At 53.9% G+C, this 14,837-nt stretch carries 18 protein-coding genes; 11 read left to right on the top strand and 7 right to left on the bottom strand.

Annotation, left to right across the window (positions count from 1 at the left end; genetic code table 11):
* Positions 1-15: 15 nt before the first annotated feature.
* Together AC0JZ1_RS21090 and AC0JZ1_RS21085 are read left to right on the top strand one after the other, a co-directional pair.
* Positions 16-300, top strand: coding sequence for a DUF2160 domain-containing protein (locus AC0JZ1_RS21090; protein WP_471884388.1), 285 nt, complete (start codon positions 16-18; stop codon positions 298-300).
* Positions 301-366: 66 nt separating this feature from the next.
* Positions 367-2,094 (top strand): ABC transporter substrate-binding protein, encoded by a 1,728-nt coding sequence (locus AC0JZ1_RS21085; protein WP_471884387.1) that lies wholly within the window; start codon positions 367-369, stop codon positions 2,092-2,094.
* A 297-nt stretch (positions 2,095-2,391) separates the two neighbouring features.
* On the opposite strand, the gene AC0JZ1_RS21080 is transcribed toward AC0JZ1_RS21085, so the two are convergent.
* Entirely contained in the window at positions 2,392-3,090 is a 699-nt protein-coding gene (locus AC0JZ1_RS21080) for a FadR/GntR family transcriptional regulator (protein WP_471884386.1), read from the bottom strand.
* A 157-nt stretch (positions 3,091-3,247) separates the two neighbouring features.
* On the opposite strand from AC0JZ1_RS21080, the gene AC0JZ1_RS21075 reads away from it, so the two are divergent.
* The 5 genes from AC0JZ1_RS21075 to hydA all read left to right on the top strand — a co-directional run bounded on the left by AC0JZ1_RS21075 (position 3,248) and on the right by hydA (position 8,332).
* Entirely contained in the window at positions 3,248-4,045 is a 798-nt protein-coding gene (locus tag AC0JZ1_RS21075) for a transporter substrate-binding domain-containing protein (protein WP_471884385.1), read from the top strand.
* A 60-nt stretch (positions 4,046-4,105) separates the two neighbouring features.
* Complete coding sequence (locus AC0JZ1_RS21070; RefSeq protein ID WP_471884384.1) at positions 4,106-4,777, top strand: amino acid ABC transporter permease; 672 nt, start codon at positions 4,106-4,108, stop codon at positions 4,775-4,777.
* Positions 4,777-5,526 carry an amino acid ABC transporter ATP-binding protein gene (locus AC0JZ1_RS21065; RefSeq protein WP_471884383.1) on the top strand — a complete coding sequence of 250 codons (750 nt, stop codon included), beginning with the start codon at positions 4,777-4,779 and terminating at the stop codon, positions 5,524-5,526. The genes AC0JZ1_RS21070 and AC0JZ1_RS21065 overlap by 1 nt, the downstream gene beginning before the upstream one ends.
* 120 nt (positions 5,527-5,646) lie before the next feature.
* Positions 5,647-6,912 carry a cysteine desulfurase-like protein gene (locus AC0JZ1_RS21060; protein WP_471884382.1) on the top strand — a complete coding sequence of 422 codons (1,266 nt, stop codon included), beginning with the start codon at positions 5,647-5,649 and terminating at the stop codon, positions 6,910-6,912.
* A gap of 13 nt (positions 6,913-6,925) precedes the next feature.
* Positions 6,926-8,332: a dihydropyrimidinase gene (hydA, locus tag AC0JZ1_RS21055; RefSeq protein WP_471884381.1), complete on the top strand. Its 1,407-nt coding sequence runs from the start codon at positions 6,926-6,928 to the stop codon at positions 8,330-8,332.
* A gap of 27 nt (positions 8,333-8,359) precedes the next feature.
* Here hydA and AC0JZ1_RS21050 read toward each other — a convergent pair whose 3' ends face one another.
* Positions 8,360-8,887 carry an invasion associated locus B family protein gene (locus AC0JZ1_RS21050; protein WP_471884380.1) on the bottom strand — a complete coding sequence of 176 codons (528 nt, stop codon included), beginning with the start codon at positions 8,885-8,887 and terminating at the stop codon, positions 8,360-8,362.
* 144 nt (positions 8,888-9,031) lie between these two features.
* On the opposite strand from AC0JZ1_RS21050, the gene AC0JZ1_RS21045 reads away from it, so the two are divergent.
* The gene (locus AC0JZ1_RS21045; protein ID WP_471884379.1) at positions 9,032-9,355 is read left to right on the top strand and encodes a hypothetical protein; all 324 of its coding nucleotides are present in this window, start codon (positions 9,032-9,034) and stop codon (positions 9,353-9,355) included.
* A gap of 428 nt (positions 9,356-9,783) precedes the next feature.
* Here the strand turns inward: AC0JZ1_RS21045 and AC0JZ1_RS21040 are convergent, their stop codons facing one another.
* The 5 genes from AC0JZ1_RS21040 to AC0JZ1_RS21020 form a co-directional block, all read right to left on the bottom strand.
* Positions 9,784-10,734, bottom strand: coding sequence for a CsgG/HfaB family protein (locus tag AC0JZ1_RS21040; RefSeq protein WP_471884378.1), 951 nt, complete (start codon positions 10,732-10,734; stop codon positions 9,784-9,786).
* A gap of 43 nt (positions 10,735-10,777) precedes the next feature.
* Complete coding sequence (locus tag AC0JZ1_RS21035; protein WP_471884377.1) at positions 10,778-11,071, bottom strand: curli assembly protein CsgF; 294 nt, start codon at positions 11,069-11,071, stop codon at positions 10,778-10,780.
* A 34-nt stretch (positions 11,072-11,105) separates the two neighbouring features.
* On the bottom strand, positions 11,106-11,627 hold the full coding sequence (locus AC0JZ1_RS21030) for a hypothetical protein (protein WP_471884376.1): 522 nt from the start codon (positions 11,625-11,627) through the stop codon (positions 11,106-11,108).
* The gene (csgH, locus tag AC0JZ1_RS21025) at positions 11,609-11,923 is read right to left on the bottom strand and encodes a curli-like amyloid fiber formation chaperone CsgH (RefSeq protein ID WP_471884375.1); all 315 of its coding nucleotides are present in this window, start codon (positions 11,921-11,923) and stop codon (positions 11,609-11,611) included. The genes AC0JZ1_RS21030 and csgH overlap by 19 nt, the downstream gene beginning before the upstream one ends.
* 119 nt (positions 11,924-12,042) lie before the next feature.
* A complete protein-coding gene (locus AC0JZ1_RS21020; RefSeq protein WP_471884374.1) occupies positions 12,043-13,194 on the bottom strand; it encodes a hypothetical protein in 1,152 nt (383 codons plus the stop codon).
* A gap of 327 nt (positions 13,195-13,521) precedes the next feature.
* Between AC0JZ1_RS21020 and AC0JZ1_RS21015 the strand changes: the two genes are divergently transcribed.
* The 3 genes from AC0JZ1_RS21015 to AC0JZ1_RS21005 are packed head-to-tail and all read left to right on the top strand — an operon-like array spanning position 13,522 to position 14,830.
* Positions 13,522-14,007: a hypothetical protein gene (locus AC0JZ1_RS21015; protein WP_471884373.1), complete on the top strand. Its 486-nt coding sequence runs from the start codon at positions 13,522-13,524 to the stop codon at positions 14,005-14,007.
* Positions 13,988-14,404, top strand: a complete 417-nt coding sequence (locus AC0JZ1_RS21010; RefSeq protein WP_471884372.1) for a helix-turn-helix domain-containing protein — start codon at positions 13,988-13,990, stop codon at positions 14,402-14,404. The genes AC0JZ1_RS21015 and AC0JZ1_RS21010 overlap by 20 nt, the downstream gene beginning before the upstream one ends.
* Positions 14,405-14,830 carry a hypothetical protein gene (locus AC0JZ1_RS21005; protein WP_471884371.1) on the top strand — a complete coding sequence of 142 codons (426 nt, stop codon included), beginning with the start codon at positions 14,405-14,407 and terminating at the stop codon, positions 14,828-14,830.
* Positions 14,831-14,837: the final 7 nt, after the last annotated feature.

Below are 14,837 nucleotides of genomic sequence, written 5' to 3'. Positions count from 1 at the left end.
GGGGAGGGGCTAAACATGATCGACCTCAGCTGGATGGCCTGGACCTGGGAAACAGCCACCTTCTTCGTCACGATTGTGGCTCTACTGATCGGGATGGGAGTATGGGAATATTTCTCGCCCGGCGGCAATCCGCGCTACGGCATTCTGCGCATGAACACGACGCGTGGAGACCGACTGTTCATTTCGCTGCTGGGCAGCGCATTCATCAATATCGCATGGCTTGGTCTCGTGGGGCCAAACCTGTGGTGGGCTCTCGCACTCTCGGTTGTCTACGCCATTGGCGTTTTCCGCTTCGTGTAGCGAGGTATGCCGGTGGCGGGACGCCATCGGAGGAGGGGTAGTCGTGCAACGCAATGGGAGGAAAACATGCGGAAGCACATAATGGCATCAGCAAGCATCATCGCGCTCGTAATGGGGGCGGGGTCCGCCTTCGCAGGCATGGATGAGGCAAAGCAGTTCCTGGACAGTGAAATCAAGGACATGTCTGTCCTTGACCGCACAGGACAGGAAAAGGAAATGCAATGGTTCATAGATGCAGCGAAACCGTTCAAGGGCATGTCCCTGCGCGTCGTATCAGAAACCATCACCGCACATGATTATGAATCGAAGGTTCTGGCACCTGCCTTTGAAAAGATCACCGGCATCAAGGTCACGCATGACCTGATCGGTGAAGGTGACGTAATCGAAAAGCTGCAGACGCAGATGCAGTCCGGCGAAAACGTCTATGACGCCTATGTCAACGATTCCGATTTGATCGGGACACACTGGCGCTACCAGCAGGTTCGCAACCTGACAAAATGGATGGCTGGCGAAGGCAAGGACGTTACCAATCCCGGTCTTGACCTGAAGGATTTCATCGGCACGTCATTTACCACCGCCCCGGATGGTGACCTCTATCAATTGCCGGATCAGCAGTTCGCGAACCTCTACTGGTTCAGATATGACTGGTTCAACGATGAGAAGAACAAGGCCGACTTCAAAGCCAAATATGGCTACGACCTCGGTGTTCCGGTCAACTGGTCTGCCTATGAGGATATTGCCGAATTCTTCACCGGTCGTGAGGTGAACGGCAAGAAGGTCTATGGCCACATGGACTATGGCAAGAAGGACCCCTCTCTCGGTTGGCGCTTCACCGATGCGTGGCTTTCCATGGCTGGCAATGGCGATAAGGGCATTCCCAACGGTAAGCCGGTGGACGAATGGGGTATTAAAGTCGATGAAAACTCGCGCCCGGTGGGTTCATGCGTTGCGCGTGGCGGTGACACAAATGGTCCAGCCGCCGTTTATTCCATTGCCAAATATCTGGAATGGCTGAAGAAATATGCGCCTCCACAGGCGCAGTCCATGACCTTCTCGGAAGCAGGCCCGATCCCGGCACAGGGTGAAGTAGCCCAGCAGATCTTCTGGTACACAGTCTTTACCGCCGACATGGTAAAGCCAGGCTTGCCGGTCGTGAACTCCGACAATTCGCCGAAGTGGCGCATGGCTCCGTCACCGCACGGCGTCTACTGGAAGGACGGCATGAAGCTTGGCTATCAGGATGTCGGTTCCTGGACCATCCTGAAATCCACGCCGGAAGACCGTGCAAAGGCCGCCTGGCTCTACGCTCAGTTCGTGGTGTCCAAGACGGTGGACCTGAAGAAGAGCCACACGGCAATCAGCTTTGTGCGCCAATCGACGCTGGATCATGAGAGCTTCACCAAGCGTGCGCCGGAGCTTGGTGGCCTGGTGGAATTCTACCGCTCACCAGCTCGTTTGCAGTGGTCCCCAACCGGCACCAACGTTCCGGACTATCCGAAGCTGGCCCAGCTGTGGTGGCAGGCAATTGGTGACGCGGCAGCTGGCACAAAGACGCCGCAGGAAGCCATGGATTCACTATGTGCCGAACAGGAAAAGGTCATGGCTCGTATCGAGCGCGCCAAGGTTCAGGGCGATCTCGGACCAAAGCTCGCCAAGGAGCATGATCTGCAATACTGGCATGATGATGCGGTAAAAAAGGGTAACCTCGCGCCGCAGTTGGCCATCAAGGATGAGAAGGAAAAGCCAATCACCGTCAATTACGACGAACTGGTGAAGAGCTGGACCAAGAAATAACGTCTTAGGAAACCGACCAACATCCACAATGTCGGTCGCCAAAAACATTTAGCGCCGTAGAAAGGTCTACGGCGCTAAAGCGCTTAACTTAATATTGCAGCGATGAGATCTGAGGAGCCGCTTTCACTTCAGGTTTTGGTGCAACACCGAGAACGTCCTTGCCATCAGACGACCGGATCATGACCTAAAGTGCGATTGTCCGTCCTGAAGATGTCATACTCCAAGCAGCTTGCGCGTGTTTTCTTAAGATAGCCAGTATGTCAGAATCGAAAACATTCAGCTTGGGTATCGTGCCAGTTACGGATTGAGCCCGGCACAGCGCGCAGTATTGCGGACGTGGGTTTCCATTTCAGATTGAGCGCGCGCTCCGTCATTGGCGCGTAATGCGTCGATGATGCGGCGATGTTCAGAAATGGAATCACGCATACGTTGCGGGTCCGTCATCGGAATAGGTTGACGCTGCGTTTCGGTGATGAGCTCGCGGACAGTTCGGTAAAGGGCCTGCAGCATCTGATTGGAGCAGGCGGAAACAATCGTCGCGTGAAAGAGGAGATCTGCCTCCACGTTGGAGACAACGTCCTGTTTCGCCCAGCATTCCTCCATTGTTTCCGTCGCCTTTTCCATCTCGTCCAACTGGCGCTGGGTCAGGCGACCCGAAGCCAGCTTCGCAATTTCTCCCTCCAAAAGAATACGTGTCTGGAACACATCGAAAGCTGAGTAGGTCTGTGAATAGCGCCAAGGCGCCATGTCACCACCTGAAGGCTGCGTGCGTTCCGCAGGTGAGGTGACAAACGTTCCACGCCCAGCCTCGGTTTTGACCAAACCGAGTGTTTCAAGTGTAAGCAACGCTTCACGCAATGATGCGCGGCTAACGCCAAATTTTTCCGAAAGCTCACGCTGGGATTGAATTCTCTGGCCGGGCGCAAGCGCGCCGGACTGGATCATATTCTGGATTTCGCGCGCCACCGTTTGCGGCAAAAGGGTCTTATTCAGCATTTTCTATTATTCCCGCGACCATCCTCTAATGTCTGGCCAATCTATTTTCTCACGGACATCTTGCAAAGCGCCAAAAGCCGTGATTGTCTGGCCTTACTGGTCTGACCAGTTAGACCATTGTATGTGACATCGTGCATCAAATAACAAGGGGAACCTAATGACACGCGTGACTACATTCGCCGCCGCCATCTTTTCTGGCGTTGCAGCACTCCTCACCTTGCAGACAGCGCAGGCGGCAGACCTCACTGTTGGGGCTAACATCGGAAACGTGCCTTGGGAGTTTCAGGATGCAAGCGGCAAGGTTGTCGGCTTTGAAGTGGATCTCGTCAACGAGATCGGCAAGCGTCTGGGCAAGTCGGTCGAGTTCGTGAACACGCCATTCAACGGCCTGTTTCCAGCGGTTCAGTCCGGTCGTATCAACATGGCAATATCATCCATCACCATAACCGAAAAGCGCCTGGAATCAGTGTCATTCGCCCAGCCTTACTACGATAGCGACCAGTCTCTGACGGCGACTGCGAAATCGGGCATCAAAAACCTGAAGGATATGAGCGGCAAAGTGGTTGGTGTAGATACCGGCTCCACGGGGGATGTCTGGGCCGAGAAGAACAAGGCCGAATACAAGTTTGGAGAAATCCGACGTTTTGAGGGCCTTTCGCCTGCCATGCTCGATCTGGTGGCGGGACGTATCGACGGTTACATCAGCGACATTCCGGCACTCCTCTATTACGTGAAGGATAAACCGGAACTGAAGGTGATCGAGCGCATCCCGACGGGTGAAAAATACTCCATCATGTTCAACAAGGGCGATCCGCTGGCAACGCAGGTCAATGACGTCATCACGACACTCAAAAAGGAAGGCTACGTCGCCAAGCTGCATGACACCTGGTTCGGCGCCAAGGCGGAAGACACGACGTCGACTGTCAAGGTCATGGACATGCCGAAAGGCAAGTAAGGCTTGATGCTCCAGTGGGACCGAACTTCGGTTCCACTGGTTTAAAGGAGCCGTGCTGGCATGAATCTTCTCAATACATTCTTCAATCTCAAGGTCTTTCTGGAGAGCCTCCCGCAACTGCTGTGGGGCCTGTTGGTCACGCTGGAAATTGGTCTTGTAAGCATCGTGGCAGGCTTGATCGGCGGTCTCGTTCTTGCGGTCGCTCGCCTGTACAGCCCAGCTTTCGTGAAGGTCCTCATCCGCATTTATGTGGATGTGTTTCGCTCCATACCGCTGCTCGTTCTCCTGATCGTGGTCTATTATGCCTTGCCGTTCGTCGGCATCAGGCTTTCGCCCTTCCTTTCCGCGGTTACCGCACTCTCGCTCGTCTCGGCGGCCTATACTGCGGAGATTTTCCGTGCAGGGATTGAGGCAATTCCGAATGGACAGTTTGAGGCTTCCGCGGCGCTTGGCCTTTCCAATCGGCACACGATGGTGGACGTCATCCTGCCTCAGGCAGTTCGCATCGTCATTCCGCCACTCACCAACAACTGCATCAATGTGTTGAAGGATACCGCGCTTGCCTCGGTGGTCGCCATGCCGGATCTTTTGAAGCAGGCGACCCAGGCGCAGGCACTGGCGGCCAACCCAACACCTCTCATTGGAGCTGCGTTGATCTATCTGCTGCTTCTGTGGCCCATGGTTGCCGTTGTCTCACGTCTTGAAAAGCATTTCATCCGAGGGAGGCGTTGATGGCCAACGCTACAAACAATATCATCTGCGTTCGCGGACTGGTGAAAGCTTACGGCACCTTCACGGTCCTGCACGGTATTGATCTGGATATCGCAGAAGGCGAGGTCGTCTGCGTCATCGGACCATCCGGCTCCGGCAAATCGACCCTTATCCGCTGTATAAATCATCTCGAAGCCTTCTCAGCCGACAGCACAATTACGGTTGATGGTATTCGCGTGGAACCAGGCGCTGCACTTGCCAAGGTGCGGGCGGAAGTTGGTATGGTCTTCCAGTCCTTCAACCTCTTTCCGCATATGACGGTGCTGAAGAACGTCATGCTTGCGCCTATGCGGGTGAGGGGAACGCCGGAGGCGGAAGCCGCTCAAAAAGCTCGGGATCTCCTTGCCCGTGTAGGGATTTCAGAGCAGGCCGAAAAATACCCCGGCCAGCTATCTGGTGGTCAACAACAGCGCGTAGCAATCGCACGGGCCCTGGCGATGGAGCCAAAGGTTCTGCTGTTTGATGAGCCGACTTCCGCACTAGACCCTGAGATGGTCGGCGAAGTGCTGGATGTGATGCGCAGACTGGCAGGAACCGGCGTGACGATGGTTGTCGTAACCCATGAGATGGGTTTTGCCCGCCAGGTTGCCGACCGTGTGATCTTCATGGATGGCGGACGTCTTGTGGAAGTGGGCACACCCGCTGACATCTTCGATAGGCCTAGAGAAGAGCGCACGCGTAGCTTCCTACGCGCCGTCCTCAATCATTGAAAACCTGAAAGCATCGGACCGACGAGAAGAAACGGTTTCGGAGCAAACTGATGCATAACCGGAGATTGGGAGCAACGTGTCAAATTCTTACGTTGCTTTCGGTCCAAGAAGGACACAAATATGACGACCACTGCTAAGCTCGATCTCGATTTTGTACGCAGCCAGTTTCCGGGCCTCGATAGGGGCTGGACCTTCTTTGACAATGCGGGCGGCGCGCAGATCCTCAAGGGTGCGCTGGATCGGATCAATAGCTTCCTGATTGAGCGCAACGTACAAATCGGCGGGTCGTACGAGGTGTCGCAAAATGCGGCCAAGGCACTCTATGAAGCGCGCACAGCGGCCATGCATCTGGTCAATGCCACCCGGCCGGAAGAGATTGTCTTTGGCAGCTCGACGACCGCCCTGTTGCAGAACCTTGCCAAAGCGATGCAAAGCCAGCTTTCGGCAGGCGATGAAATTATCGTAACGATCAGCGACCACGAGTCCAATATCGGCCCGTGGGATCGCCTTCAGGCGGCGGGGGTAGTCCTCAAGTTCTGGCCTCTGAACAAGCAAACGCTCACGCTCGAACTTTCCGATCTGGAGCCCTTGATGACGGACCGCACGCGTTTGGTCTGCGTAACGCACGTTTCAAACATCCTGGGTTCTATCAACCCCATTCGGGCAATTGCGGATTTTGTGCATTCCAAAGGTGCGAGACTTTGCGTGGATGCCGTTGCCTATGCGCCGCATCGTCTCGTAGACGTTCAGGCTTTCGACGCCGACTACTATGTCTTCAGCCTCTACAAGACCTATGGTCCGCATTACGCGCTGATGTACGGCAAATATGATTATTTGGCGGAGCTCGATACGCTGTACCACTACTTTTACGGAAAGGATAAGGTCCCGGGTAAGCTGGAACCAGGTAACCCGAACTACGAGTTGGCCTATGCCACCTGCGGTATCGTGGATTATCTCGCCAAGCTCGGCGAACTTGCGGGAGAAACCGGAGGCGTGCGCGAGCGCATTCAGACAGCTTTCAAGGCCATCACCGCACAGGAAGATGCGTTGACTGAGAGGCTTCTTGCCTATCTTCGCTCACGCAACGACTGCCAGATTGTAGGCCAGAGCCATAATTGCGACAGCCAGCGTGTGCCAACCATTGCCTTCCGCTTCGATGGCCGCAATGCAGCCGAGCTTTGCAAGGCCATGGACAAGGAACATATTGCCATGCGCTTCGGCGATTTCCATTCCCGCCGATTGGCCGAATATCTCGATTTGACGGATCAGGGCGGGATGCTTCGCATATCCATGGTTCATTATAACACGCTGGAAGAAGTGGACCACTTCACCGCTGCCCTGGATCGCATCCTCTCTGGTGATGCTGGTCTCGCTAAAGCGAGCTAGGGAGGAGCGTGGTATGCGTTTTGACACCATTATCCGCAATGGTACCATTGCCACCGCAAGCGATACCTTTGTGTGTGACATTGGCATTCGTAATGGCCGTATTGCGGCTTTGGCCGCAGATCTTACCGAAGCTGACGAGGTAATCGATGCGTCAGGCCTTTTTGTGCTACCAGGGGGAATCGATAGCCATGTGCATCTCGACCAGCCTTCTGGTGACGGGATCGTTATGGCCGACGATTTTGATAGCGGTACGAAATCTGCAGCGATTGGCGGCAACAGCACTGTTCTTGCCTTTTGCATGCAGGAAAAGGGACAGACGCTTCGCGAAGCCCTGAAGGTCTATCACCAGAAGGCCGAAGGCAAATGCCATGTGGATGTTGCTTTCCATCTGGTCATCACAGACCCCACGCCCGAGGTACTCGGTCAGGAGCTTCCCGCGCTTGTCGAAGATGGCTACACCTCGCTGAAGGTCTTCATGACCTATGAGGGTTTACGGCTTCGCGATGATCAGATCCTCGACACGCTGGATGCCGCACGGCGTACCGGCGCTCTTGTGATGGTTCACTGCGAAAATGAAGATGCGATCCGCTACCTCATCGGCCGACACGAGGAGGAGGGCAAATTCGCACCGCGCTACCATGCAACGACCCGCCCCATTCCGGCGGAACGTGAGGCCACGCATCGCGCGCTTTCGCTGGCTGAAATCGTCGATGTACCAATAGTCATCGTTCACGTTTCCAATCGGGAGGCTATGGAGGAAATACGTCGGGCTCGGCAGCGCGGGCAGAAAATTGCCGGAGAGACTTGCCCGCAGTATCTGATGCTGACAGCCGACGATCTCGACCGGGATGCCCTGGAAGGGGCAAAATTCGTCTGTTCACCGCCGCCTCGTGACAAGGAAAGCCAGGAGGCATGCTGGGAGGGGCTGGAGCAGAATGTGTTCGATCTCTTTTCGTCCGATCACTGCCCCTTTCGCTATGATGATGTGCAGGGAAAGCTGAACGAGAAGGGAAAACGCCACTTTCGCTGGATTCCGAACGGAATACCCGGCGTCGCTACGCGCTTGCCCATTCTTTTCTCGGAGGGGGTCATGAAAGGTCGCATCACCCTCAATCAGTTCGTCTCGCAAACGGCAACCAATCACGCCAAACTTTATGGCCTCTATCCCCGCAAAGGAACGATTGCTGTGGGCTCTGACGCGGATGTCACGCTGTGGGACCCCGATAAGCGGGTGACCATCACCAACGATCTTCTGGCGCACGGGGCGGACTACACGCCGTATGAGGGAATGGATATTCGCGGCTGGCCAGTGCGCATGCTGGTTAGAGGCAACACCGTCATGCAATCAGGGGAAATACTTCCGCCAAAAGCCAGTGGAACTTATCTCAAGCGTGAAAAATCGGAACTGGTGCGGCGATAGCCGCACTTTCCAAGATGTGTTCCAGAGTCAGTTCAGCTTTGCGTAGGCATCGCTGAATCCATCAAGGTCAAGCGGCAAATCTGCGCTTTCACCCTGCATGGATCGAACAGTGATTTTACCGGACTTCTCCTTCAACATCGCAGACAACAACTCGGCTGGAGCCGGGCCTTCAACAATACAGCCCTGCATAGTGCAACGAGAGACGGTCGCAGTGGTGGAATAGGTGGAGCCGACCTGGAGCTGTACGCCTGCTTGGATAGCAAAGCCCAATGGCAAAGCGAGCTGAATTACGGCATCCTTGTCATTGATTTTAGCAAGACTAAAAACAAGCGTTGTCTGCTTACCATCAGGAGACACACTTCGATGGGTCACCTGACAGTTTGGCTTGAGCTTCGTGTCCTGTACGCATTCAACAACCCAAGCGCCAAACTTGCCAGTCTGCCGCGTCGCTTTTTCAGTTTGCCCTTGCGCACGCACGGCGGATGCATGAGCGATAGACAGGGCTGACATAAGAAGAGACAGAGCAAGGCCCTTGATAATTCTATAGCTTGTCATGTTTTCTCCTCTTGACTGTGCTTGTTGATAGCAAATCCCCGTCCATTTGCGCAACAGTGCCTTGTTTGACGGAGCAAGAAATATGTAGAACCAGAGCAGATCCAAGTGTAAAGCTACGTCAGAACTTGAAGAGGGGAAGTTGGAATGTCTGGTGCGCTCTTAGGTATTATATTCACGGTTGCCTCCAGCTTGAGTATTGTCACCAGCGAAGTGCAAATGCCGCAAATGCCGCTTGGAAAGGGCGGGGCTGCTTTCATGGAACAGTTGCCAGAAGATGCAGTCGTTCCAGAAGCGGGCTCAGCGACACCTCGCAAACCTGCAAAGCCCAATCGTAAAAACGTGCAGCGAATTTCGCCTGTGAGTTCGATGGGGTATCCAAACGTGGGTGCGGGTGTGAACGCTGCGCTTCAGGATACGGCTGCATTCACTTTGCCGTCTGTCGGTTCCGGCCTGCAGGTCAAGAACTGAATTCGTCGTCACATCGGATCTTGTCCTTCACAAGAGCGCTCATGCTCCTCATATTATCATTGGAGAATGCTCCGCGAGGCTTAGTCATGCTTGTAACTAAACAGCCCGCGCGATCATCAATGCATGTTTAGGATATAGTCATGACCATCATGTCATCTCGGTTCTTATCGGTCGCCATAGTCGTGAGCGGCATTTCGTCTGCGGTCTTCGCACAAGACGTCAACAAGCAGGATAAAGCTGGATTTTCTGAAGTCAGGATTCCACAAATTACCGGAACGGTGCCCGCTACAAAGATGCCAGAGGCCTCCCCACAAACTCTTCAACCGAAAGCTGGCCAGCAACAGTCTGCCGCACCTAATAAGCCTGTCACATGTGGACCGGAAAATGCTCAGAGCGAAACATGCCGAGAGGCCGCAACCTCCCGGTAATTAGTTCTTTGATGAGAACAGCGGTTTTGGCCCGCTTTCCGCCTGCGCCGTAACAGCAGCTTTCTCAATGATCGGCTTGCCAGCTTCATCCAGTTTGAAAGTCATCGCCTTCTGATGCCTTTCAAGGTAGTCTAGGAACGTGCGGCCTGCTGACGGATCGGTAAATTCCCAGAGGCCATTCTTGATGCCTTCGAAGATCAGCGAATATACGGCAAGCTCGATGCCTTCCTGCACGCCAAGCGTGGTAGGCGCGTTGCGTGTTACGCCGCCTTCGATTTGAAGAAGTTGGTCGACACCCACAAATCGGAATGCTGAACCCTGGACCTGAACGGAATAGATTGTTTTCGTCGTAGTCACCGAAGCAAGCACACGACCGGAGCTAACACTGACAGCACGCAGGGCAACCGTCACGATATCTCGTCGATATTGGGTGTTACCGCCAATTCCGAGATAGTTGGCGCCAAGCCCGCCAGTCGTTTCATTGGAGTCATAGCCAATGATGCCACCATCGAGAATGACACCTGCGAAGCGCAGGGGCGGAATGCCGCCAGCTTTTGGGCCGTATACCGCAGTCCGGGTGTTCTGAATTATCTGCCGTTCCTGAAGTAGTGATTGAAGGTCGGTACGCTCCACGACGTTGAACCACTGCCCCCCGCCAGCCTTGGTCAGGACTTCAGTTAGAAGTTGCGCACCGCCTTGAGTCAGAGCCCGCGAGAATTCAGCAAAATTTTCGTTGGGCTTGTTCTGTCCCGTCAAATCCGGGAACGAATATACAGCCACATCAAGCTTTTGTTTTGGCGGAGGCAGAACCTCCAAGGCAACACCCGTTTTTGTCGAAGGCGTAAGCGTAGCTGGCTCCGTCACCGGATCCAAACTGCTTCCCGCACTGACGCAGCCGCTGAGTGTGCCGACTGCAGCGAGCGCCGCGATGACCATTGAGATAGATTTCATAGGTGAAAACCAAACACTAGCTTAGATACTGCCACGGGCAATGTCATGGATTAGACGGAACAGTGCCATTACCGATTACAATGATCGGCGTTGAACTGCTCGAGCCAGTATTTGAACCAATATTCTTAAGAGATTCATTCAATCCAGAAAGGTCAGGTGCTTGTTGCTGACCTGATTTTACACCGAAGCCTTGAGTTTGTGCTGTGGAAAGAAGAAAACTGCCGTTCAGCGCATTGCCGCCAAAGGTCGGGTTGGCAGGTTGATACACGAGCTGTCCAGCCTGCGCCCCCGCAGAGGTTATCAACAGTATGCCCGAAAATACGCCTAGGAATTTCATGGTCTTACCCCACTTCTCGTGCCAATGGCGATGCTTATCGCTTGATCAGCAGACCTCCGCCAGGCAGCCGCGCAATAAGAACATTCACCGGCGCTGACCCATTAGGTTGAATCACGCCCACATTCATACCTACTGTATTCAGTAACACGACATTTGATTTAAGGTTGTTACCAGCTTGCAACACGGCAACGTTATTATTGTACCCAAAAACTCCAGCTGCAGAAGTGTTATTGCCTCCAGCCTGTATATGATAGGTACTATTATTTGCGCCAACTTGTAGAGTCTGTGTCAGGTTTTCGCCATGAAGTGGAGTGTAAGCTTCAGGCGAACTTGTCCTGTTGCTGTGACTTGGCGCTACCGGCTGGTTTACGTTCTGAACTGGACGAGCGTTCGTCATTGGTTGGATCGTGACAGCGCCAGATGGGATCTGCTGTATATAGGCGGTGTCAGCTGCTTTAGCGGTCGCGGCGGAAATCATGATGCTGCTCACCAGGAGAGAGACAGTCATGAGGTTGCGTGCCAGAAGGCGGGCGCTCGTCATCCTTGATGTCGACATTGTACTTTCCCTTCAGGAGTTTCTAGAACCAGCGTCGCTTCAATGGCGCCTGCCGGGTCTGTTTGGAGCGCCACGGTTGACAGCAAGATTTCTTCGCCAGAGACAGCTGCGAATGTTCCGCTTTGAGTGTTCTCCGAGAGGCCTGCCGTCATTTTTGCTGACGTGCGAAATTTATATGTTCCGCTTATCTGTCTTTTTGCTTCGACCTTGGCCGTCAAGACGGTAAAGCCGCTTTCGGCCATCGCCTCTATGTGACAACTTAAGCTAGAGGAATTTGCGCTGGCTGGATTGGTCATGAATGGCACCGCCAGCAGGCAAAGAGATATTGCTGCGCGTCCCAAGGCTTGGTCGCACATTGTTCCGATCTTTCGCTGGAGAGGAGGAGGCGGGCGGTTAACCCGCCTCCGGGTTCAGATTAACGCTGGCTGGTAAAAGCCGTGTTCTTGTAACCGAACTGAGCGGTAACAGACGTGTTGGCAACAGCTGCCGAGCTGGACTGGGCTGTCATAGCAAAGTTGCCGTTACCAACCTGGAAAGTGCCCTGTTGGTTGGAGCTACCCGCCAAGAAGCCTGCGCTCTGCGCTGCAACAGCCGTGTTGTTATAACCGGCCTGAACGACGAGCGAGCCATTCGAAGCCGAACCGAGCAGCGGGTTTGCAACCTGTGCCGTCAGAGCCTTGTTGCCGCCCCCGATCTGCAGCGTTGTTGCCGTGTTGCTCTTCGAGCCGTAGACGCCGGCAGATACGGACTGCGAGGTTACAGCCGAGTTACCAATGCCGAACTGAGCTGTCGTTGCGGTATTGATGCCGCCGAAGCCCTCCTGGCCGGTCAGCGCAAGGTTGCGTGCGCCAACCTGAAGGGTCTGCTGGCCGTTGCTGCCGCCAACTTGGCCAACAAACGAAGCGTTGCCGAGACCGAACTGCATAGTTGCGGAGTCATTGCCAACGGTCTTGAAGAGGCCAGTCTGGCTAGTAACGGCAACGTTTGCACCGCCGACCTGAAGTGTTGTCTGATCGTTGTTGCCATTTGTCTGTGATACGACTGCACCGTTGGCGATGCCGAATTGTGCTACATCAGATGAGTTCCCGGAGTAACGACCGTTCTTCTGATCAACAGAAGCAAAGTTAAGACCGCCGACCTGCAGGGTATCCTGCGTGTTTTCGCCCTTGGATTGAGAGATCAAAGCAGCGTTGGCGTTACCGAACTGAGAGACCGAAGAGTCGTTTGTCTTGCCGTCGCGCTGCGTAGTTGCGGCAAAGTTACCCGCGCCAAACTGCGAAGTGGTCTGATTGTTCTTGTCGCCTTTCTGGTCAGCAAAGGCAGAGTTGAAGCCGCCGAGCTGCAGAATGTTAGAATCGTTGCCCTTGGAAGCTTCCTGCTTGGTGATGGCAAAATTGCCGGCGCCACCCTGAACCGTCGTCGCATCGTTCTTGCCATCCTGCTGGCTCGTGAAGGCGCTGTTGTAGCCGCCAAACTGGCCAGTGAATGCGTTGTTTTCCGAAGGTCCTGCTGCAAGAGCAATAGACGTGCTAGCCATAAGGATGGCGAGAGTTGCAATCGTCTTCATTATTATCTCCCTGTCTCTCCATAGTGGGGTTGAGCGACTATCCGCTGCCCTCGGGGCGGATTAGTAATTTGTTAATAATCAACCAGCAAGGGTGTAGTTAATCGATAGTTAATCTCAGAAAGATTGGCAGAGTTTATGAGCAAGATTCATCAACCCCGAGATATATATGTGTATCGAAATGAGAATATCGCTTGTTTCATTGTGGCCATCGGGCGATGAAACTCGAATAATTCGGCCTCAAACATGATAATTGGTTCAAATTCGTGCAATTCGCCCTATTTCATCAATGCAGGTATATGAAACGAGCCATCAGAAAAGTTGACAGCTATGACCACCTTTGACAGTCTCCTGGCAACTGGATCTATCGTAAGGGTTGAAATCCCGCTTGACACGCGCAGTCAGACGCATCGCCTTCTTTATGCCACGCCAGCATTTGTCGATTGGCTATCTGAGCTTTCCAGATCAGATCATCCGTCACCTTTGCGGGCAGATATGACACCGGCGGAACAAGTTGACTTTCTGTTTTTCACCTATGTGACGGGGCAGCCACTGACCTATTCTAGACAGTTCAGGGCAATTCGGCCTGAGCCAAATGCCATTTGGGAGCTAAAAACCATCGACCTGCGAATATTCGGTTGGTTCCTTCGCAAGGATTGTTTCGTTTGCGCCTTCGGCGATTGGGCTGATCACGTGAAAGACCACGATCTCTACCGGGGTTACCGGCTGGAAATTCGCCGATTGCGCCGGGAACTTGGAATAGGCAAAGAGTTATGCGTAGAAGGTATTGACCCAAATGACGTCCTTTCGTCTTGATATCGGCGCGAAGGCCCGGCGAGCAGGCCGCACCATTGGCGCGATACGGAGTAATCTTCTCGCAGCAGTCATTGATGTTCGCACCAAAGAGGGTCTCACGCAGCAGCAGATTGCGGAGCGAGCCGGAATGTGCCGTCAGGATCTTAATGGTGTTCTCAGCGGAAACAGCGAACTAACTCTGCGCCTACTTGCCGAAATTGCTCATGCTTTGGATAAGGAAATCGATATTGTACTTCGCGATCCGATGCAAAAGACCGGCAGCAACTATTTCGAGGCAAAGAGTGAGGGCATGGAGTCGACCGTGCGCCAGATGCAACGCGGAGAAGGCGGCACGAGTTCGACACGCGCTTTGCGCATATTTGTAACGGGTACGCCGCCGAGCGATGTGAGTGAATGAATGCGATACGGTTACAGCATTTTTTGTGATGATATTCGGACAGAGGTCGGAGAGAAACTGAGCCTGATCGGCGTCTATAACGGCGTGCTGTATCTGCCTGAACTGCCGTTTACCCTGCCTAAACTCTGCGCACAGGTCGCAATGGTTACAAACGCCAATGAACCATTTCAAAGTATCAAGCTACTTTGCCTGCTGCCTGGCGAGGAAGCCCCACTTTTGAGCCAGCAACTCGACGCAGCTCAATTGGCCGAGCAGGACGCGGTTCGTGAAAATGAAGAAATTTCCGAAGAAGCGCCAGATATTGTTGTCGGCGCAAGTCTGATATTTTCGCCATTGCGCATCAAATCAGAGGGATTAATCAAAATCCACGCTGTCATTGACGGGCAAACCGCACAAATCGGAGCTCTTCAAATCGCGCGTCGATAGGCTGAAG

The organism is Affinirhizobium capsici (assembly GCF_977018625.1).
This window is presented reverse-complemented; position numbering and strand designations above follow the sequence as displayed.